Raw genomic sequence first — 23,168 nt, forward strand, 5'->3', positions numbered from 1 at the left:
GCCCGGTTATTGTACAATGTAATATAAACTCTTTTGTAATATTTAGTTACCTACGCTTCCGTCTCTCCTGAAATACCTTGGGCTTTCCTGATCCTGATCAACGGGTATAAACTGTACCATATCAAACACCTGAATACCAGCCTTGGCAGTTCCTATAGCAACCATGCTGAACTGGTGGTGATCAGTAGTAGGTACGGTAACCACACCGCACAAAAAGCCGATATTAGTATTATAAGCTACATTAGTAGTTAGGGAATAGGGTGCTTCGGTATAACGTTTAAAACCTTTCGACTCCATCACCGGCCCCGAATCTGCAGGCGTTTGGTAATTAGCGGTATTAAAGTTCGGAATAACATTTTGCAGTGGAGCGCCATCAAAAAAGAATTGGGCACCGGCCACACATACACCACGCTGATACATAAACCATACTTTATATTTACCTTTAATGATGGTAGGTGTGGTAAAGGTTATATCGGTTATTTGTGAAGATGGGCTGTTTCTCCACGAATCGAGCTGAATGCAGTCATTCCACCAGTAATAATTACCCGAGGTAGTCGAGTTACAAATATAGGTAACCCCACCGGCCGGATTGTTCCAGCTCATGTTTTGCATCGGGCTGGTTAACGGATTGCTCGACTGCCCCGCCCTACGGAATACTGAGGTGAGTTTACGGAACTCCGGCTGATCGGCCAGGTCCCAGTCAACACGGGTTGGCGGGAAGATTTTGATGTACAGGTCGCCCAGGATACGGTGTAAAACACCATTGGTTGATGGGATATTACTGTTCGCCCTATCAACGGAGACGCCAGGATACTGCACACCGTTGATCAGATCATAATCCAACTGGATGTTCTGCACCTGCAAAACATCGGTTATCACATCCTGGTTTGGCGATAGGGTTGAGTGTGATGGCTTGCTTAATATATCAGTCAGATACGAATTCTCAGGCACAATATGGTACGACATGTACAGGTAAAAACCATCAGTGGGGTTACGCAATGAGTTTGTACTGGTTGCGTACTTAGCCTGTAACTGTGCTACAGTAGTTATACCCATAACTGCATAAACGGAGTCGGTTTGTGCGAAGACCGTAAAATAATTTCGCGCTTTGTTAGGATTTACCACACCCGACACATTCAGCGTATCGTAAAATCCGGTGGCCTTTAGGGCTGCCGAGAATATTTTGTATTTCGGATTAGCATCGATTATCTGTGCCAGGGTTTGTGTGGCAGGGCTCAACACATGATCGATCACATGCATAATACCGTTCCCAAGTATAATGTTGGTTTGCAGCACCTTAGCTTGCTTGTTGATAAAAAAGCTTGATGTACCTCCATCATTAACTACCGAAGAACTTAAATACTGCTGTAAAAAAGTTGGTGAGCGCAACTTTCCATCTACAAAATAAGTTGATGTAATTGTGTCGCCCAATATGACATGGAACTTGACAAGGTCTTTCAATGTATCCACATTGATATCGTTGACAGAGGTTTTGCCCTTACTTTTCAGATATAAATTCACGGCATCATTATTAGGTACAAACACCGTGTATGAGCCGTAAGCATTTAAAAAACCATCGTAGCCGGTGCGTTGTAATATCTGATCGAACAACGAAAACTGCGTAGGGTTAGCTTCCAGGTAACTGGTTATGTTAAGTGTTTTATTGATAGGCACCAGCGGATATTGCATTTTTTTGCAACCAGCCAGCCCGGCAATTATGCTAAAACAAAATGCTGTTATAAACAGCCCCCTGTTTTTGCATGCCAATTGTGTAAAGTTTTTCATAGTTTGGTTAGTTTATCAGTTTTTTTAAGGTATTACAAGTAAGCAATTAAGTAATTATCATAAATACACTTAGTATATCAAACTTGGTGCTATTTCGGCAGCAAAAAACACCATATCATGCTGTATAACAGCAAATTAAAGCACTACCCTTTCAGAGTTTTTCACAACTACTCTGCTCCCGTCCCGGGCAGTTATATTTATCTTTTCGGTCATCCAGTTACCGGCAAAACCCACTTCGCCTGCAGTAGCAGTATGTATGTTAAAATTATCCAAGCGAAAATCGTTTAAAATGCTCCCTGTTATTCCTTCTGCACCGATTGCTTTTTTCACATCGTTAGCTATAATGCCAGACAGATATACATCGTGCAGATGTGGCAAACTCTTATCTGGTTCAACCCTGGTGAGCAGCTTTTTCCAATGCGGCGGTATATTTGATTGATAGCCATCCGGCAATTTAGGATCGCTATCTGCCGGATCGGGATGCAAACTGATTTGAATGACTGTTCCTCCGCCGTTCATAGTAATATTCTGAAAATGGATATCTTCTATGGTTCCTCCACTAATTATACCAGGTTTGATATTAAGCCCGTTATCCGTCTCATTACCTACCAGGTTGGTGACCAATATATGCCTTATGCTGCCCGATGTTTCGCTGCCAATAGTTAACAAGCCTGTACCCGCTTTAATAACCGAGTTACGTATTACTATATATTCCGTTGGCCTGTTCACCTTTAAACCGTCGGCTCCTCGTCCGGCTTTAAGGCAAAAATTATCGCTGTTACTATCAACATTGCAATTTTGAACCAATACGTAAGATGATGAATCGATATCGATCCCGCTACCGGCTGCGTTGTCATCCCCGGTATTGTTGCGTATGATTATTGCATCAATCGTTACAAACCTCGAATAAAGTACCTGTACCGTTTCATAAGCAGCTTGCTGAAAGGTGACGCCCCGCACACTCACATTTGTCGACTCTGATATCAGTAAAGTACGCGGGCGCTTTGCATCATAGTTAGCCGCCCACCGTAAACCTTTGGCCCCGTACTCTTTGCTTATACTGCCGTATTTATCCCTGAATATTTTACCTTGTGCATCGATAACTCCCTGCCCTGTTATGGCAACGCTGCCTTTATTGATCACATTGATCAGTGCCGCCGGCCACTTCATTTCGATACCGGCCACACGGGTATCAATCTCGGGGTAGTCCTCTATACGCTGGCTACCCAATATCTCAACTCCGGGCCCTATGTCCATACGGACGTTCTCTTTTAAGAATAACGAACCGGTTAAATATTTTCCCGTATCAAAAATCACTATTCCCCCACCTTTTGATGAGCAGGCATCGATAGCCTTTTGTATAGCTTTGGTATTGAGCGTAGTGCCATCGTTAACCGCTCCATAATCCGATACTTTGAAAACCGTCTTTTTATAAGGGGCATCGTGTGCGCCTGCCAATCTTGCCCATTCGGGCTCGGGGTCGAAAGCCTTCGCGACTGGGCTACTACCAAACCACAACATCAATACAAAGTAAAAAAGGGTCTTTTTCTTCATGGCAATTTATTATATCCGGATACAAACGTAAAAAAAGCCATTCGCGTTTTTGAATGGCTTTTTTTACTGCTTATTATCTTCTACCAGTTAAACGGCAGGTAATAATCACCACCCGCCAGTTTGGCCTGAGCAGTACCTGCACCGGCGTACCCGTCTTTACTTAATTTATCGTATATCTTGTTCGATAAGAAAGTGGGATCGTTCCTGCGGATCGCAATACGTAAAAGATCCGGCCAACGGTAACCCTCATAGGCCAGCTCAAGGCCGTCCTCCAATATCAGGGCATCTTCAAGCGTCTGCATATTGGCAGGATCGGCATAACTGATAGGATATGATACCAGATTAGCAACCGAACGCGGACCAACCTGCTGATAATATACCCCTCTGTAATAAGGCGTTGCGCCGTTACGGGCATCGAAATCGTAAGGAGGGGTATCAAAAGTTTGCTCAATATTGGTTACATCGCCTCCCGGAATAGTGCCCAATGCAGTAGTCGGCGGCAAAGACGGGCCATTACCGTAGTTAGTTGGTGTAAGCGAATAGTTATATGGGTTAAACACATTTACTATACCAGTATTTAATAAAGCATAAGCCAGGCGGGTACGCCCGTCGCGGTTTGCAGCCTCGGCAAAGCGAAGATGTAAAGCTGCCGCCCTGAATAAAAACCAGCGGCCGTATTTGTTGGATTGCGCTACCGTCGGATCTTCGTAGGTATACAAGTATTTCTCGATCTCGTTTTGATTATTAAAGATGCTATAGCTATTGGTAGGATCAGAATAGGATAACCTTCCGCGTGCATCCTGGTAAAAAGTGGTGGTAAAGCCCGAACTGGTTTGTATACTTTGCACCTGCGAGTTCCAGTTATTGATTGCTGTCTGCGAGGGCTGCACCAGGTAACGTCCGCCTGCTGATGAAAACAAGTCGACAAATGGGTCAACCGGTAATGTATTTTGCGGAAAGTTGATCTGCCATATCCATTGCGTATCTAAAAACTGGTCGTAAGTTGGATACATCGGCCTTCCAAACATCGACCTCCAGCCTAACGAGTTACTGCTTACCAGCGAGTTGATATCCTGATCGCGATAGCGGGTATAGCCTACTGCAAAATCTTTGTGGGTTACCACATCGGCATAAGGCTCGGTCCAAAACTGGTATACAGCGTTATTACCAGTTAACACGCCTGGTATATTCGAAGGGGCCGTTAACTGCGATTTATAGGCCTTGGCAGCCTTTACATAATCACCCGGATCGTAAGCTGCATGCCACAGATAAAGGTCGCCCAATAAAACATATTTACTGATAAAGTAATTGGTAAAATTAAACCCACCGATGGTAGCCGGCGTTGCAGGCGTGGTGGTTGTCGATCCGTTGATCAGTGAAATAACGCTTGGGTAAGGTTGCTGCCACGGTAAAGTCGATACAAAACTGATCAGGTTTGCAAGCAGATCTTTAAATGCCAGTTTGGGGTACTTGCTTGCATCTTTCAGGTCGTTGATATTAGCAATAGGGTCGGTAACGTAAGGCACCGATCCAAAATGGATACCTAATTGCAGGTATAAAAACGAGCGCAATGCACCGACATCCGAGTAACGGTATGAATAGTCGGCCGGAGTGATGCGATTAGCAGCCAGCATAATATTTAAATTGGCTAAAACGTCGTTACAGTCGTTAATAACTGCGTAGAACGGACGCGGATCGGCCCATGGGTTGCCAATAGTTACATGGTGCTGGCTTATTTCTTTCAGGTATTTATCAGCATTCGGTGTAACATCCATCAAGTCGGCCCTGAGCTCATTTAATACTACATACTGCTCCGCAAGGCCGATAAACTTACCGTAAACACCTAATACGGCCGCGTTTGCATCGGTTACGTTACGGTAGTTATTGCTCACATCAACTACCGATTTTGGTTGCAGATCAAATGTCTTTTTACACGAAAACAATACGCATAAGCCTGCCGTTGCCAGCATTACACTTACTTTGCCTGTTAAATTATTTCTCATCACTTTATGTAAATTAAAATAGTATTCAAAAAATTATAAGCCTATACGCACGCCCAGTTGCACCGACTTAAACAGAGGTTCCAAACCGGTATCAATACCTTGTGTAAAAACACTCTCGGTGGCGCTAAATTCCGGATCGTACCCCAGGTACTTGGTCAGGGTAAACAGGTTATTGCCGGTTGCATATATTTTTATCGATTTTAATGCCCTTTGTTTGATCGGCACATTGTAAACTACCGATAGGGTTCTCAGTCGCAGGTACGAACCGTCCTCTATCCAACGATCCGAAAAACGCGAGTTTGCAATAGGGTCGCCATAAGTTGCCTTGGGCACATCTGTAACCTGGCCGTTAACTCTCCATCTGTTCAATACGGCCAAGGTTTGGTTCTGGAAACCGCTTTCGGCTTCAAGCTGCTGCCTTACATAGTTAAATATCTGATTGCCTTTACTAAAGGTAAATAAAGCGCTCAATGATATTCTTTTGTAGGTCAGTGTCGAACTGATTGCTCCGGTAAAGTCGGGGTTAGGGTTGCCGATAACCTGGGCATCTTTCGAGTCTATCACACCATCATGGTTCACATCAACAAACCTTACATCGCCGCCGTGGGGTTGCAGCAGGTTGCCATTCGCCTGCGCCTCTTTTATACCCGAGCTTGCTGCCTCATCATCTGTGCGATAAACGCCGTTAGTTTTATAACCGTAGAAGAGATTAGCAGGCGAACCTACCTGGGTTAATACAGTAGCGCCGGCATAGCTGGTCGTCATGCTGCCATTCGGTATCTGGGTAACTTTGTTACGATATTTAGAAATATTGAAACCAGCGTCCCATTTCCATTTGGTACCATTGATGATACGGCCGTTTGCCGATAGCTCGATGCCCTGGGTCTGCATGCCACCATCATTCGCAACAACATAAGTAAAGCCCGAAGCAGCGTAAGCCGGTTCGTTAATCAACATGTGCGAGGTTGTGTTTTGATAAATATCGAAACTTAAGCCCAAACGCTCTTTAAGCAGCGATACATCTAAACCGATGTTTGCTTTCTTAACAGTTTCCCATTGTAATTGCGGGTTACCTATATTGCCCCTAACCAGGCCTTCGGCCGATAAGAAGTTTTGAGATACATAATATTGCCTTGCTGCATAATTACCAATATCATCGTTACCGCTCAGGCCAAAACTCGCCCTTAGTTTAAGTAAAGTAATAAAGTTAATGTTGGCCATAAAAGGTTCTGATGAGATCAGCCAGCCTGCCGAAACGGATGGCAATACGGCATAATCCAACCCTCCTATCGATAACGCGCCAGGTATCTGCGAGCCGAAGCGTGATGACGCGTCGATACCCATATTGTACGACAGAAAATATTTATTCTTCAATGAGTAATCTACTCCCAGGTAATTATTCCACCACAGCCAGTCGCCAAGTTCGCCGCCGGTGCTTATACCTGTGTTGCCCGTTCCAACACTTAAAAACTGATCGGTGGGCGAGTTATAGCTTCTTGCATAATCATCCTGGCTTTCGCCGCTGATCAGCCTGGATCCGATATTAACCACTACGTGGTGAATACGGCCAAACACCCTATCGTAATTTAAATGTGTGTCTTCGGTTAAACTATACAACCTTTGCACCTGGCTGCCTAACCTGCTATAGGCAATAGCATTGGTACTGCCGATAATGTAGGGGTTACCCAAAGTATCGGGTTGCGTACCCGAACGTGGCACAAAGTAGCTTTCGCGAACTTTATCGTACGTTACGCCGAGCAAAGTTTGTAAATTAATATACTTATTAAACTGATATTTAAAGTTCACCGAGCCTGCAAACCTGTAGCTTTTGGCAACTTCTTTTGCGGTATCAATAATGGTAACCGGGTTACCTACTGCAAAAATATCGAGACCCTCAAGGTTAGGCGACTCTGCACCCGCGGCATTTACCTGGTGCAAACGCAGGAACGGTGATTTTACCTGTGCTAAAAATATTGGATTGGTTTTTGGCGACACCCCCTGGTTGAACATATTCTGTTCATTGTAATCGAACGAAAGGTTAGCGTCGAGGCTTAGCTTAGGCGTTAAACGCAGGTCGGCATTAAAGCGCGTATTGTATTTATTAACATTGGTATTGTCGGTTATTGAGCCATTGTTGCCATAACCCATAGAGAGGGTGTATTTAGCAATATTATCACCACCCGAAACCCTTAAATAATAATCCTGGTTAAAACTGTTATGAAATACCTGGTTTTGCCAGTTGGTATTATTGTGATATGCATAGTAAGTTCCGCTATTTACATTATCGTTCATGTAAGGTTTGGCCTGAATCTGTGCATCGGTCAATCCGCTCGATTTAAGCATTTCGCTCAGGTAAACCCTAAAATCGCCAGCCTGCATTACCGGAATGTTGGTCGGCTTAAAATTATAACCACTGTATGCACCAAAGTCGATTTTTGTAGCCAGATCGTTAGTGTGGCCGGTACTGATTAAAACCACCCCGTTTGCGCCTTTTGTACCATACATTGAAGTTCCGTCTTTAATTACGGTGATATTATCAATATCATTCATCGCAATATGCGACAGCGGATTGTTGAAATGCCCGCCAACAAGCGAATTGCCATAGTGTGCGTTATCGTATATCATGCCATCCACAACAATAAGCGGTTTGTTGGTAGCGTATAATGACGAGTATCCACGCAAAAATAAATCGGCACCTTCTAACGGCGTACCCGATCTCCTGATTGCGTTTAACCCGACAACTTTACCCTGCAAATAGGTATCGGGCGTTTCGTTGCTGGTTTCCCATGCACCCTGAACATTAATAGTTGTTACAGCATTTGATACCGTATTTAATGCCTGCGAACCAAAAGGTAGTTTTGCTACATTATATACCGAGGTGTAGCCATCTTCGTATAACAAAGCCGAAACACTTTTACGTCCCTTCAGCGGCACTTCCTTAGTCTGATAGCCTTGCGCGGAGATCAACAATACGTCCAGGTACGATGGCACTTCGATAGAAAACGAACCTTTATCATCGGTTATCGCTGCCGAATACTCGAAAACGCTGACATTTATACCCGACAGCGGTTTGCCCGTAGCCGCGTCCAGTATCGTTCCGGTAGCATAAATACCGCTTTTGCTTTTATTTTTTACAACAACAGTGGTATCGGTCTTCTTTGCTGCCGATGTATCACTTTGCTGTGCAAAACCCGCAACCGACGCCAGTAAAAAGGCCCCCGTAAAGGATATTGCTTTAAATGATTTAGTAAAATTATGCATGGTTTAGTTTTATATCGTTATTGTAAAATAGGAACCAGTTTAACATAATCCATCGTCATACTATTCGCACCGCTGGTTGTACTGTTGGCATTGACCAGAAACATAGAATTGTATCCGTACTTGTTTACAGTATATGTACCCAGGTATACCTCGGCATAGTTATTCAACGATACCGTTGTGTATGGCAATGAATTCGCATTAGGTGCACCAAAATTGATTTGCTGGCTATAGAGCGTTTTGGTATCGTTAATAGCACGTATATAAACTTTATAGGTGCCGCTATACATATTCTGAATCGGATAACCGGCGTAGAATAATGCAGTTAACGTTTGCGTGCCATTGCCTTCAACATAGATATCTTTAAATTGTACGCCATTCGGATCATTTTTTATGCGGTAGTAGGTGTTTGATCCCCTGTCGGAACGACCAAACCAACTGCCGGGAGTACCCACGGGCGGATCGCTTTCTCCCTCAATTTTTATTGGAGTAATCTTATCAACCAATCTGAAGTTGATATTTTTCATAATGTATACCCGACCATTGCTCGCGTTATACGAGCGTATGGTATCGGCCATATTAACAGGCACCTTTACACCCAGTGGCGATACGATGGTGTCGGGCATAGCAATGGTACCCGGTTCACCGTTCTTCGAATAAACTCCCGGAACTGCAAGATCCTTCAGTACATTAAAAGCAGTGAATTTGTAAGTACTGTCGGCACTGCTGGTGGCAAAATATTTATTCTCGGCATTAATTTGTGTATTTAAACCGGCATCGGCCAATACAAAGAAGGTGTACTGGTTGTCTTCGTTCGACAGGTCGGCTGCATTATCCTTATAATGGTTTTTGTTAACAATACCTGTACCCGGTTTCAGTATTGGCTTCCCGGTGAGCGGGTCGATAGATATGACGGTAGCCAATGAAGTATCCTGATATGAATAATTCTGCGATACAAGATAAGCCCGCTCGGCAAGAGCATCGGTTGTAATACCTTTACCGTTTGCTGCCCCGGTATTTGTTACGTAATCCCATATATTCAGCTTTACCGTTATTGCCCGGTTAATGATATGAAAAACGCCATTCGAAGCATACAGATCGCCTTGCACAATACTTGCCTGCTCTATGCTCGTTTTGGTAAAGGTTTCATTTTTACCATTAAGCATCTTAACGCGCAAAGTTGGCTGGGGGATGTTAGTAGTATATAATTGGTAAGATATGTGGTTGCTTACAAACTGGCTTAAGCGGGCCGAATCGGTTAAGATTGTCGGATCAACATTCTTCATAGCCGCATTGTTGGGCGCCCAAACAGTAAATTGCTTTGAGGATGCCAAAACTTTATCATAGCCGCTTTTAGCTAAATACTGGCTGAAGGTTGATAAATCGGCATTACTGTTAATTTGCTGGAGCAAATTAACAGTCAATGACGGATCCGTAATCTGATCATGTTGGTCCCACTGTTTTTTGCAAGCTGCAAAAATTCCGGCCACCAGCATAAGCACAATGAGATATTTAGTTGATTTGGCTTTCATTACCATATTATATTTATTAAATACTGCTTTACTCAGGCTTTACCGGGGAGTTATTTGGTAAAGCCTGCTGTTAGTTTAATTTATTAGTTACCTATGCTACCGTCTCTCCTGAAATATCTCGGGCTTTCCTGATCCTGGTCATACGGTATAAACTGTACCATATCAAATACCTGTACAGCGGCCACAGCACTGCCAATAGCTACGATCTTGAAGGTGTGGTGATCTGTAGTGGGTACTGTAACCACACCAGCCAGGAAGCCGATATTAGTGTTATAGATATTATTGAATGTTAACGAAGATGGTGCCTCAGTGTAACGCTTAAAGCCCTTCGATTCCATTACCGGTCCCGAATCGGCCGGGGTAGCATAATATGCCGTGTTCAGGTTCGGGATAACATTTTGCATCGGTGCGCCATCAAAGAAGAACTGCACACCTGAGTTTGCAGATCCACGCTGATACATGAACCATATCTTGTATTTGCCTTTGATGATAGTTGGGGTGGTAAAGGTCATATCGTTGATCTGTGACGTAGGTGTCGACCTCCACGACGACAACGATATGCAGTCATTCCACCAGTAGTAAGTACCCGATGTGGTTGATTGACAGATATATTGTACCGTACCGGCCGAGTTATTCCAGCTCATGTTAGTAAGCGGACTGGTCAGCGCTGTACTTGACTGCCCTGCCCTGCGGAATACCGAGGTCAGTTTACGGAACTCCGGCTGGTCGGCCAGATCCCAGTCAACCCTGGTTGGAGGGAAAATTTTGATATACAGGTCGCCTAATATTCTGTGCAATACCCCATTGGTTGATGGGACGTTACTGTTTGGCCTGTCGACCGATACGCCCGGATATTGTACACCGTTGATCAGATCGTAATCCAGTTGGATATTCTGCACCTGCAAAACATCGGTTATCACGTCCTGATTTGGCGATAAGGTAGCGTGCGATGGCTTGCTCAGGATATCCGTCAGGTACGAGTTTTCGGGCATAATGTGGTACGACATGTACAGGTAAAAGCCATCTGCCGGGTTACGCAGCGAATTGGTGGTAGTTGCGTATTTTGCCTGTAACTGTGCCAGTGTGGTGATACCCATGGTTGCATAAACCGAATCTGTTTGTGCAAACACGGTAAAATAGTTGCGTGCTTTATTAGTATTTACATTAGCCGCAACGTTTATCGTATCGTAAAAACCTGTCGCCTTTAATGCTGCCGAAAATATCTTGTATTTAGGGTTGGCATCGATGACCTGGGCCAGGGTTTGTGTGGCAGGGCTTAGTACGTGGTCAATAACATGCATAATACCGTTACCCAGAATAATATTGGTTTGCAGCACTTTGGCCTGCTTGTTAATGTAGTAGCTTGATGTGCTGCCGTCGTTAATTACCGAGCTGGTAAGGTACTGCCCCAAAAACGTAGGAGAGCGCAGCTTGCCATCAACAAAGTAGGTCGAAGTTATGGTATCGCCTAAGATGACATGAAAACGAACCAGGTCCTTCAGTGTATCTACGTTGATATCATTAACGGATGTTTTACCACGGCTTTTTAAATACAGGTTCACCGCATCATTATTGGGGGCAAATACGGTATAGGCACCATATGCATTTAAAAAACCATCGTATCCGGTACGCTGAAGTATCTGGTCGAACAACGAGAACTGCGAAGGGTTAGCTTCCAGGTAACTGGTTATGTTAAGTGTTTGGTTAATCGGAACGAGCGGGTACTCCGTTTTTTTACAACCCGGGAAAAAAGCTGTAATAGCGCAGCTTAGGGCTATAACCCATATTAAACTGCTTTTTGTTAAACTCTTCTTCATAATTAAGTTATTAATACCCTATACTGTAATAATTTATTTATAAAATGGATTCTGAACCAGATTAGGATCAAGCAAAATATCCGAATTTGGTATTGGCATATATAACGCATTAACATCCCTGAATTTAGCCAGTGTAGTTTGCTGGAATGCGGGCTGTAATACTAATGCCAGGGCATTGGTCAGTATGCTGATATTGTTCGGGAAGTTACGCTTAGCATTCCTCAATAAATCATACCATCTTTTGCCTTCATAAATAAACTCGCGGTTTTTTTCATCTAAGATATAATTGGTTACAGCCAGGGCATCTGTCGGATCGGTGGGATAATCGAGGGATAGGCCCTGAACATAAATACTGTTCGCCCTGGCCTTGATCTGCAACACGATCTGCAACGCCTCGGTACCCCTGCCCCCTATCCATGCACAGGCTTCGGCTTTCATAAATAATATCTCGGCATAGCGATACACTATCCAGTGCCGGTATGAGGTTGTTGTTGTTAGCTGTGCGCTCGAGTTAGGTGTACCTACATATTTCCAGATGGCCTGTAAGCCGCTGTTTACAGCTATTGATGAACGAATGTCGACGTTTTTATCATCATTCGGATCAACAGGGAACAAACCACCTATTACGTTGGCCTGTGCTATTAGCTGCGCCGCCGGAGCACCGCCTGTAAGGCCATAAAAAGGATTTACCTGTGTGGTCGATCCATCGTACTGGAACTCAAAAATGCTCTCGTTACAGTTACCATTAGCGTACATGGTATTGAAAAAACTCGAATTGCCCGATATTAGACCAAAATTATTCGAACCGATAATCTTATCGCAGGCTGCAATACAATTTGCATAGTCATAAGTCCACAAATAAGTATCGGCTTCAATGGCGTAGATAGTATATAAGGTAATCCGCCCTTTGTCTGATGCCTGGTCGCCGTAGGTACGTAAAGCGGTTCCCTCGGCAGTTTTCAAATCGGCAAGTATTTGTGTTACTACATCTTTTTGCGGGGATTTCGCCAACAGTACCAGGTCGTTATCAGTAGCAGTTGGGGTTAGCTTCAGCGGTACATCGCCAAAGGTTTTAACCAGGTAAAGATACATTAAGGCCCTTACGCCAAGCGCTTCGGCCATGTAGCTATCGAGCTTTGCTTTTGTTAAGGTCGGGTCGAGCGATAAAACATCCGGCGCATACTTCAGAAAGTTATTGCAGTAGTTAATGGTACGGTACAACGAGGTCCAGTTTGCATAAACATTTGTCGATAAAATGTTCTCGTTCATTAGGTTCACCTCATCGGCGGTTGCATTGCTACCTGCCGAAACATTGTCGGCCCGCAGTTCGCCCCAGATAAACAATGTTTCTGCCATTTCTGGCGATGAACTGGCTTTGTTTGAAGTTGAAGCGGTACCCTGAATAAGCGATGAGTATATACCGATAATAGCCGATTGCAACTGCTCTTTGTTTTGCCAATATGCCTGCCTGGTGGTACCATCTTGCGGGTAAAGCGTTAAATACTTATTGCAAGAGCAGCTAAGTACCAGGGTGAGTACCAAAACAGATTTATAAATAACTTTCTTATGCATCTTTATTTATTTTTATCGTTTGCAATATTTTAAAAGCTGGCTGTTAAACCCAGCGTATAGGTTTTTGAAGCCGGCGTTGTCGACTGATCAACAGGTAACTGGTAGATGTCGCCGGCCCTTGGCGATATCTCCGGATCCTGGCCCAGGTATTTTGTCCAGGTATACAGGTTTTGGCCTGTCACGTAAACCGAAGCGCTTTTTATGCCTAATTTTTTAGCCAGTAACTGGTCGATATTATAACGCAAGGTCAAGGAGGTCCAGCGCAGGTATGAACCATCTGATACATAACGCGATGAACCTAAAGAGTTATAACCCTGGCGATATAAAGCGCGGGGTATATCGGTTACATCACCGGGTTTTTCCCATCTTCTTAATACCGCAGTACTTTGGTTATTGAAGCCGATAAGGTTGGTGGTGTTAAGTTCGGTCATGTTGATCAACTGGAAACCTGTGCGATAGCTAAAGAAAGCATTAAGTTTCCAGTTTCTTTTAAATGTGATAGTGGGGCCAAAACCACCGGTAAATGTGGGGTTACCATTACCCAGGTAAACAATATCGCGTGCATCAATCACACCATCGTGATTGATATCAGCGTATTTGGCATCGCCCGCCTGGAACGGATAACTAACGCTCGGATAATTGAAGAGCATGTGTACGGGGGTACCGTTCGGGTCCTTAATCGGGTTCCCGTTCCTGTCGGTAGCTACTGTTGCTGCATAGGTTGAATAAACTCCCTGATAAATATAGCCATAAAACGAGCCCAGCGGATTACCAACCTGCAACGTTTGTATATAATTACCGTTAGCCAGGCCGGTACCGGTTTGGGCCGATACATAAGGCGACAGGGCCCTGATCACGTTTTCGTTGTGCGCAATGTTAAAGTCGAAATCGATGATCCAGTTTCTTGATTTAAGCGGTGTTGTATTTAAACTGATCTCGAAGCCCTGGTTATCCAGCGTGCCTACGTTAAGGTTTACGCTGCTATAACCGCTATATGCAGGCAAATTGGTGTTAAAGAACAGGTCTGTAGTACGGTTGCGGTATATTTCCAGGTCGAAGTTTACCCGGTAGTTGAACATGATCAGGTTCATACCTAAGTTTTGGCCGGTAACTTTTTCGAAACGCAGGTTATCCAGTTCAATGTTAGATGGATAAACACCGGTTTGGCCAAGATAGGAGTACTTGTAGCCCAGGTAATTGGCATAAAAGCTATAGTCGGTAGTTGGGGCATTACCGCTTACGCCGTAGCTGCCTCGGAAGCTCAGGTCGTTAATAAAATTAAACTTCTTCATAAACGGCTCGCCCGACATCCGGTAACGTGCCGATGCAGATGGGAACAGGCCGTAACGGTGGCCCGGGCCGAACCTCGAATTGCCGTCGCCGCGTAAATCCACATGTATGATATACCTGTCTAACAGCTTATATTGGGCGCTCAGCAGAGCTGCCACTGTACGTCTTTCGTTTAAACCCGAAGCAACACCTAACTGAGTGGTGCTCGAAGTATAGATCGATTGTGCCGATGGATCCTGCAACACATCGGATGCAGTATTTGCGGTGTTTAACGATTGGTTTACCGACCTGGTATCATCAGTCTGGATAGATAATAAACCTTGAAAATCCTGGTTATCGCCTATGTGCGGCGTATACACCAGGTTAGTTTTGGTGAATACGTCAAATGCATCGGTATCAAACTCATAAGCACGGTTGGCGGTACCTAAGCTCGAAGCCTGACCTGTGGCGCTGGCCGGTAAAAACGTGCGCTGGCGGTTGGTATTAATATCAAACTGGATATCCGATGTTGCGGTTAACAACTCCGGCATAATTGTGTAGGTAAGGTTAAAATGCGGGGTAATACGATCGCCATAGCTGTTGTTGATGCCTAATTTAGCCAGTGCTACAGGGTTATAGGTGCTCGACGAATTGTTTGCAACATACTGACCCTGCACATTGGATGCAGGGGTAAAATAATTTGGTGTTTGCTGGCCGTATTCGTTATACTCATAAATACTCATGTTAGGCATTTTATTCTGCGCCACGGCCCTGATGGTGGGGCTACCCGAATCGGTATAGTCGCCAATGGTAACACTATGGGTATAAGCTATATCTGTTCTGAAGTGTATTTTGGTCGATACGATATAATCCAGGTTTAAACGTGCATTTAAACGGTTCAGGCCTGTTCCTAAAGTGGTACCTACCTGGTTGGTATAGCCAACCGAAGCAAAATATCTCGCCTTTTCGCCGCCGCCCGTTATCGACAGGTTATTATCGAAGCTGTAACCGGTGCGTGTGATAGCTTTCAGCCAGTCGGTGTTCTGGCCATAGTTATAATAATAATATGGGTTAGATGGGTCGTGCTGGAATTCCGGATAAGTGTAGGTATTCAACGGCGATCCTGTACCGTTTTGATATTCTTCGGGGATCAGTTCCGAATACTGATTACCATTCAGCATAGGTATTGCCGATGGCTGCTGAAATAATGACCCCTTAAAGGTATAACTCACTACCGGCGCACTAACAGTACCCCGTTTGGTATTAATAATTAATACACCGTTCGATGCACGGGGCCCCCAAACAGCAGTTGCTGCCGCATCCTTTAATACGGTGATATCTTTAATGTCTGACGGCGCAATACTTAATAAACTGGCGTAGCCTTGCTCATCGGCAGTTGCAAAGTTAAAGTCGGTTGGGATGGCAGTTTCGTAAGGCATACCATCGACCACAATTAAAGGGTTGGTAGCGCCATTAATACTCGAGGTACCTCGGATACGGATAGCCATACCTGCGCCCGGATCGCCCGAACTTGCTACGATATCAACACCTGGCAAACGGCCCTGTAAAGCCTGATCAATTGAAGTGGCCTGCAGCTCTTCCAGATCTTTGGCCTGGATGGTTGCGTTAGCAGTTGTCTGATCCCGGACATCGATATTTAAACCTGTACCGTTGTTGGTTGTTTTTTGGCTGGTGATCTGCACTTCACTTATCACATTGTTCGACACCAATTGTATCAGGAAAGTACGCTGTGCACCTATTGGCTTGATCTGAGTTTTGTACCCGATATATGAAAACGATATCTTGTTGTTTACAGATTTGATCGGCAAAGCAAAGTTACCGTCAATATCTGTAGCTACACCGGTTACAGTACGTTTATCATTATCCTGCTCAATAACAGATGCACCAATAATGCCCTGTTTATTTTCATCAATTACCTTGCCTTTGATCAGGATTTTTTCCTGCGCCCGAACTGATTTGCCGAAGCAAACTGACAATGCAACGATGCAGCATATATGTGTAAGTATTTTTCTCATATACAACGGTTTATGATAGGTTTATTAGTATTTTGTTGGGTTAGGGTTAGCTGCCGATACTGATGTATAATCAAGGTATTGCAGGTAGGTATCTATGGTTTGGATCACTACGTGATCGGCAAGCGTTGCAGTTGCCGGCTGCCCTACATTAGCAATACGGCCTTGTCCGTCGGTTATGGTGGTGCTGGTTACGCCGGTAGTAGCATTTGGCGCCGGGTTATTTATAGAAAGCGATACGCCGCTACCGTCAGAGTTGAACAATTCTGTCGCAAACGAGCCTGTTTTCTTGCCATCAGGCACCACCTGTACACCTTTCAGAATGTGATATTTTATAAAGTTTACCACCAGGTTAACATCGGCTGTTGACGTAGGCGCAAAGTTTGGCGTCTTAACCGCACCGCTGCCGGTGCCAGGTAACCAGCCGTTATTTACCGCATCCAGAATAGCAGCATTACTTGGTATAAATATGGTGTAATCGGTGCCTACATCAATACCCTGTATAGCTTTGGTCGTAGCGTTCCATAGCAGGCTCCCGCTCAGGAACTTGTAAAAATAATAGTATGGGTCGCCGCCAACACCATTTACCGGAGCTACCTGGCCTTTATTAAATATGTCCTGACCGACACTGTTGGTTACCGATGTATACGCGAGGGTAGTGTTATTGCTGGCTGCCGGATAGTATACAATACCATTGCTGGTAGTAACATAGCTTGGGTTCACTACAAACGAACCACCATAATCCTGGTTACCTGCAGCAATAAACTGGTTATTTGCAAATTTAACATACTCGGGCACCATACCGCCAAGGCCGGCTGTTGCATATATACCGCTTATGGCTACGTTGTTAAGCTCATTGTTAGGTGTATAGTAAATACCCAGGTTCAATACACGCAACAACGTGTTATCAGCAGTTGAGCCCGACGAACCGTTATAAGTAATACCCGATTGCGCAGGGTTGGCGCTTTGCAAAGTTGGGTTCACTGCAAAACCCATTCTCATGAGCGTAACATCGGGAACCATCAGCATGGTAAATTTAAACGATGGGTTGGCCAGGTTGATCTTATAGTTAAAGAAGCTCAACTCGCGCGTCATCATGCTGTAAGCAGGATCAAGGTATGGACGGCCAAAAACGGTGCTGAACACATTGGTAGCCTGCACCTTGCTTGTTCCGTAAAATAAACCGTTACTGCAAACACTTTTGTCTACAACATCGGCGTTCGCGTCTATACGCATATTCTCTTTATTAAAATTGAGGTTGGTCGACAAGCCAAACTTACTTGGCCAGATGGTTGATTGGGCCAGGTGCGCATTAATAAAATCGGCAATGACTGATTGCGGCAGCACCGATACTGAGCTATAATGCTCCAACAGAACATTTTTTACGTAAGCATCAAAAGCCGTATTATTCGGTGCAAACATGGTCCAGCCGTTGCCTTGCGGGTCGAGGGTGCCTCCACCCTGTGTTAAAAAGTTTTCGTTAGCCAGGTTATAGGCAAGCAGGGTCGAATACAACCGTACATATACCGGATCGGCTGAACCGGTAGCTACTGTATTAAGATGTGTTGCATTTGCATCCTGAGAATAGCTTACCAAACTACCCCAGCGTTGTATAAACTGGTAGAAATGACTGTAATTAGCGTGTGTATATAGGTATTTTTCGAGACTTGGCAATGGTACCGGAACTGTGTTAATCTCGTGCATCACGCCGTTTTCGCATACGATATTAGCATTAACCACATTTCCATCCAACACGTTAAACTTATCTTCGCTATTGGTAAAAGTTGAACCAGGGTAGAAATAGTTATAATCATAAGCCGACAGGCCCAAGGCATTAAAATAGTACTGAGTAAAGTAGGGTATATACTTGTTGTTAAAGTCTTTATAATCGTACGCCCCGTTGCGGTTGTTGGTTATCATGTTTACCTTTTTGCCGGCCAGTGTACCGTAATTGGCAAAGTTTGGTACGGTGTCCTGATACACACCCTCATGGTATACAGTCTTTCTTTTAAATGCAGGCCCGCTTGTAACAAACACGCTGCCCCCGGTAGTGGTAACAGCACTTTGTACTGGCTGTATAACATCAAGTGTTGCGCCGGATACGTTACCGTTTGCTAATGAAGTATAACCACTATATACTAATGAGTACGTTACAATAGCTGTGGCTGTTGGCACATCGATCTGATCAACGCTGCTGATATTGTGAGCAGTAAAATACTTTTTAAAAGCGTCGTCGTTTGGGGCAAACAGTGTCCAGTAACCGGCTGTGCTCAATGTATTGGTGTAACCAGCCTTATCAACACAAGCTAAAAAATTGGTGAAGTTTCCGCGCGATTGCATCACCTGGTACAATGGCTGGGCAAGCGAAGCCGGGCGGCCATAAAAATCATCAAGTGCTTTTTTTCTGCATGCCGAAAAAGCAAGTACTATCAGCGATAAGCACAATAAATTTTTTAGGGATTTATACATGGTCTAAAAGTTTATATTCTTTCAATAATTGTGTATACTCGGGTAAATAACTTAATACAAACCAGCGGGACTTTTTTTAGTGGAATTATTTTTCCCGATAAAAAAACCTGCAACTAAACTTTGTGGAAACTTTAAAGTCTGAGAAAAGGATTGCCGTGCTACTTTGAACAAGGTAATGACTGTTGCGACTTAAAATAATTCTGATACGACGATAGCGTACGTGAAATACGTAAAGGTTTCTTCATAATTTATTTAGTTTTTTTTGGTTAGTTATAATTGGTGCCCATTAGCATAAGCACCGCGTTATTACATTGTTAAAAGTATACACAATAATCTCAACAACTATCCTGTCCCATCCTGAATTTAGAATTTGATGGCTTTTTAATACTTGCGTTAAAAAAATTTCAGTCAAATAAACCTTTGGCTATAATTAATGTAAATATTACACTTAAAAACGTGGACGAACTTTCCGGCTTAGTAACCATCTGTACTTCGTAGGGTATGTACTATAACAGGAAAAACGACGCAATGCGTCGTTTTTCCTGTTATAGCCTCTATTGGTTAATTAATTTTCTCTCTTAAAAACCATCAGGTTGTGAACTTCTATTTATTTAAAGTGATCTGTATCGATGCCGCCTGCAAGCCATTTGAGGTAGCTGTAAGCTTTACAAAACCCGCTTTTTGTTTAGCTTGTATAATGGCCAATGCGAGCCCGTTATAAGCCTTGCGGAAATCAGCTTTAAAAGGATCGTGATTAATGGGGTCGCCGTTATCGACGCCTGCAATTGAAGCATCGCCCTCCAATTTAAAGTTGATAGTATTGGCCGCATCGGGTACAAGGTTACCATCTTTATCTAAAACCTTTACGGTGATAAATGACAGGTCGGCACCATTCGCAGTGATCGTTCTCCGGTCGGCACTTAGTTCTATCTTGGCTGCCGGCCCGGCTGTTTTAACTTCGGTTGTTAAAACCGTGGTGCCTTTCTTTCGCGATACAGCTTTTAAGGTACCAGGCTGATAGTTAACGCGCCACATCACGTGCAGATCGTCGCCGGTTTTCTTTTTTACGCCCAGGGATTTCCCGTTAAGATACAGTTCAACTTCGTCGGCATTGTTATAATACGCCCAAACGTCGACTGTTTTGCCGGGTTGCCAGTTCCAGTGTGGCAACAGGTGCAATACCGGTGTGTTGGTCCATTCGCTTTGGTACATATAGTAAACATCTTTCGGGAAGCCTGCCAGATCGATGATACCGAAATATGAGCTGCGCGCAGGCCAACTGTACGGCGTAGGTTCGCCCAGGTAATCGAAACCTGTCCAGATGAACATCCCCGAAAGGAAATCATATTTTTTGATGATCTTCCAGGTTTCTTCGTGTGTCGAACCCCATCTGGCCGATACGTTATCATAAGCCGATACTGTAAAGTCATCGTTCATTTTCCCGCCTTTGGGAACAGGCCAGCGGCGTATGCTATCTGACGGCATGTCGTAGATACCACGGGTTTCTAATGCGGAAGTAGTTTCGGTACCTAAAAACTTCTTACCCGGGTAGCGCTCATGAAATGCGGGCAGATCGTTGTGGTGATAGTTATATCCCACCAGGTCGACGGCGCCTGACTTGATAATCTGATTACGAGTCCCCGGATCATTATTGGCAGCGGTTATGGGCCGGGTAACGTCTAAACTATGCACAATACCAGCAAGTTCAAGCGCCAGGCGGTAACCACTGGTGTCGGCTTGCTGAGGTATTTCGTTACCGATGCTCCACATAATTACCGACGGGTGGTTACGGTCGCGTAATATCTGGTCTTCCAGGTCGCGCTTGTGCCATTCTTTAAAAAACAGGTGATAATCATATTTCACTTTACCTTTTTCCCAGCAATCAAAAGCTTCGTCCATCACAATAAAACCCATTTTATCGGTCAGGTCAAGCAGTTCGGGAGCAGGCGGGTTATGCGATGTGCGGATAGCGTTGCAACCCATCGCTTTCAGCATTTCGAGCTGGCGCTCCAATGCCCGCACATTGACAGCTGCCCCCAAGCTGCCAAGGTCGTGATGATCGCAAACGCCTAATATTTTAAGCGGCTTACCATTTAACGAAAAGCCCTTATCCACATCAAAATTAAAATACCTCACACCAAGGGGCGTTGTATATTCGTCGGCAAGTTTGTGATTGTTCAATATTTTAGTAACCACCTTATACAAATATGGCCTGTCGACCGACCATAGTACAGGCTTGGCCAGTTTAAGCTCCTGGTGTATGGTAGCCACAGTATCCTGTAAAGTGATATCGGTATTTACCTGGGTAGTAACTTCAATGCCTGCTGCATTAAATATACTGGTAACCACTTTTACCTGTTGTGGTTTGCCGGTATAATTTTTTATGCTGGTTTGCAGTTTTACCGTTGCCTCTGCTTTATCGATAACCGGTGTTGTAACAAAAGTCCCCCAATGGTCAACTGCTATTTTATTAACGGTGGTTAACCACACATTGCGGTATATACCAGAGCCCGAATACCAGCGCGAATTGGGCTGGGCAGAGTTATCAACTTTTACGGCAATGATATTTTTCTGAGCGCCAAAATTGAGATATGGCGTCAGATCGTATTGAAAGGAGATATAGCCGTTCGGCCTGAAACCAAGGTGATGCCCGTTTATCCAGACATCGCTTTTTTGATAAACCCCATCAAAAGCAATGTAAACCCGCTTACCTTTGTCCGCAGCAGGCAAAGCAAATGTTTTACGGTACCAGCCAATCCCGCCTGGCAGGGCTCCACCTTCGGGTGTAGCGGGGTTATCCTTACTAAATTCGCCTTCGATGCTCCAATCGTGAGGCAGATCGAGTTTGCGCCATTTCGAATCGTCGACGCCGGCCGCCTGCCCATTGTTTATATCGCCAAGGTTAAATACCCAGTTGGCATCAAAATTTAAAACTGTATGCCCTTGTTGGGCAGACGCATTGAGCATGATGCCCGTTAGGAAGCATAAAAGCAGGTATCTTTTTTTCATGACAGGAAAATAATTGTGTTTATAAGTTAGCCCTGCTAAATTATCAAATAAACAAACAAGTGTTACCTTAACAATAAAAAAAGAAGGGGGAATGCATTCAAAAAAACAGCAACCGTTAGTTACCCATAACCTGTATGAGTATGTATTAATGTACTAAAGGCGCAAAATGCAGCAGCGAGGGCCAGCATTGACTTATGACAGTATCCGTAAGCTGGCCGCCATTATCGCTGTTGGTTAATATTACAACTGCTTGTTTGGTACGGGGAAACAGCAACAGGGAATGACTGGCTCCGTTACCAACGGCAGAATGCGTAATGCCCTGATAGCCACCCGGTGTGCTGTACAATGCCCGCCAGCCATATTCTTCGGCAGTTGTGCCAGCCATAGCAATATCATTAACCTTTTTGCCGATGTGGATAAGCAGTTTGCAAAGATCGCTGAGCGTAGTAAACAGATGGCTATCCGTATCGTAAGGTTTAAACACATAAATACCTTCGCGGTTATTGTGCGGCCTGGCCATGCGGTTTAATACTTTAACAGGATCACCAAAGCTGGTATCCGGCATATTCAGTCCTGTAAAAAAATCAGTCTGCGGCAAGTTATCCGGTTCTCCATCTCCTGTGTTGTTTAAGATGGCTGTAGCATCCGTCAAAGCTTTACTGCCCCACACCGTATTTTGAGGCGCGGGTATGCCTTTGCTCAACTCGCCATAAACCTTAAACGCCACCTTACCCCCGGTAGCTATTGCAACGCCCACAGCAGGCACACGATATTGTGCCAGCCATTGTCGCATCAATGCCGGCCGTGGCAATGTAATAACAGGTACTGAAGTACTGGCCATATTAAAAAATCTGATGATCTGTTATT

11 protein-coding genes are annotated in these 23,168 nt (G+C 44.3%); all 11 read right to left on the minus strand.

Annotation, left to right across the window (positions count from 1 at the left end; all coding sequences use genetic code 11):
- Positions 1-42 precede the first annotated feature (42 nt).
- The 11 genes from BEL04_RS16905 to BEL04_RS16955 all read right to left on the minus strand — a co-directional run bounded on the left by BEL04_RS16905 (position 43) and on the right by BEL04_RS16955 (position 23,142).
- Positions 43-1,785: a fasciclin domain-containing protein gene (locus BEL04_RS16905; RefSeq protein WP_066005962.1), complete on the minus strand. Its 1,743-nt coding sequence runs from the start codon at positions 1,783-1,785 to the stop codon at positions 43-45.
- 135 nt (positions 1,786-1,920) lie between these two features.
- Entirely contained in the window at positions 1,921-3,339 is a 1,419-nt protein-coding gene (locus BEL04_RS16910; protein ID WP_066005963.1) for a glycoside hydrolase family 28 protein, read from the minus strand.
- 80 nt (positions 3,340-3,419) lie between these two features.
- Positions 3,420-5,342, minus strand: coding sequence for a RagB/SusD family nutrient uptake outer membrane protein (locus BEL04_RS16915; protein WP_066005964.1), 1,923 nt, complete (start codon positions 5,340-5,342; stop codon positions 3,420-3,422).
- A 33-nt stretch (positions 5,343-5,375) separates the two neighbouring features.
- A complete protein-coding gene (locus tag BEL04_RS16920) occupies positions 5,376-8,603 on the minus strand; it encodes a SusC/RagA family TonB-linked outer membrane protein (protein ID WP_066005965.1) in 3,228 nt (1,075 codons plus the stop codon).
- 17 nt (positions 8,604-8,620) lie between these two features.
- Complete coding sequence (locus tag BEL04_RS16925) at positions 8,621-10,132, minus strand: fasciclin domain-containing protein (RefSeq protein ID WP_066005966.1); 1,512 nt, start codon at positions 10,130-10,132, stop codon at positions 8,621-8,623.
- An 83-nt stretch (positions 10,133-10,215) separates the two neighbouring features.
- Positions 10,216-11,949, minus strand: a complete 1,734-nt coding sequence (locus tag BEL04_RS16930) for a fasciclin domain-containing protein (protein WP_066005967.1) — start codon at positions 11,947-11,949, stop codon at positions 10,216-10,218.
- Positions 11,950-11,982: 33 nt separating this feature from the next.
- A complete protein-coding gene (locus BEL04_RS16935) occupies positions 11,983-13,521 on the minus strand; it encodes a RagB/SusD family nutrient uptake outer membrane protein (protein WP_066005968.1) in 1,539 nt (512 codons plus the stop codon).
- 29 nt (positions 13,522-13,550) lie between these two features.
- Positions 13,551-16,826: a SusC/RagA family TonB-linked outer membrane protein gene (locus BEL04_RS16940; RefSeq protein ID WP_066005969.1), complete on the minus strand. Its 3,276-nt coding sequence runs from the start codon at positions 16,824-16,826 to the stop codon at positions 13,551-13,553.
- A 24-nt stretch (positions 16,827-16,850) separates the two neighbouring features.
- Complete coding sequence (locus BEL04_RS16945; protein WP_066005970.1) at positions 16,851-19,292, minus strand: fasciclin domain-containing protein; 2,442 nt, start codon at positions 19,290-19,292, stop codon at positions 16,851-16,853.
- A gap of 603 nt (positions 19,293-19,895) precedes the next feature.
- Positions 19,896-22,301: a beta-galactosidase GalB gene (gene galB, locus BEL04_RS16950; RefSeq protein ID WP_066005971.1), complete on the minus strand. Its 2,406-nt coding sequence runs from the start codon at positions 22,299-22,301 to the stop codon at positions 19,896-19,898.
- A gap of 145 nt (positions 22,302-22,446) precedes the next feature.
- Positions 22,447-23,142, minus strand: coding sequence for a serine hydrolase (locus BEL04_RS16955; RefSeq protein WP_066005972.1), 696 nt, complete (start codon positions 23,140-23,142; stop codon positions 22,447-22,449).
- Between the last annotated feature and the right edge of the window lie 26 nt (positions 23,143-23,168).

Source organism: Mucilaginibacter sp. PPCGB 2223, assembly GCF_001705515.1.
Taxonomy (GTDB): domain Bacteria; phylum Bacteroidota; class Bacteroidia; order Sphingobacteriales; family Sphingobacteriaceae; genus Mucilaginibacter.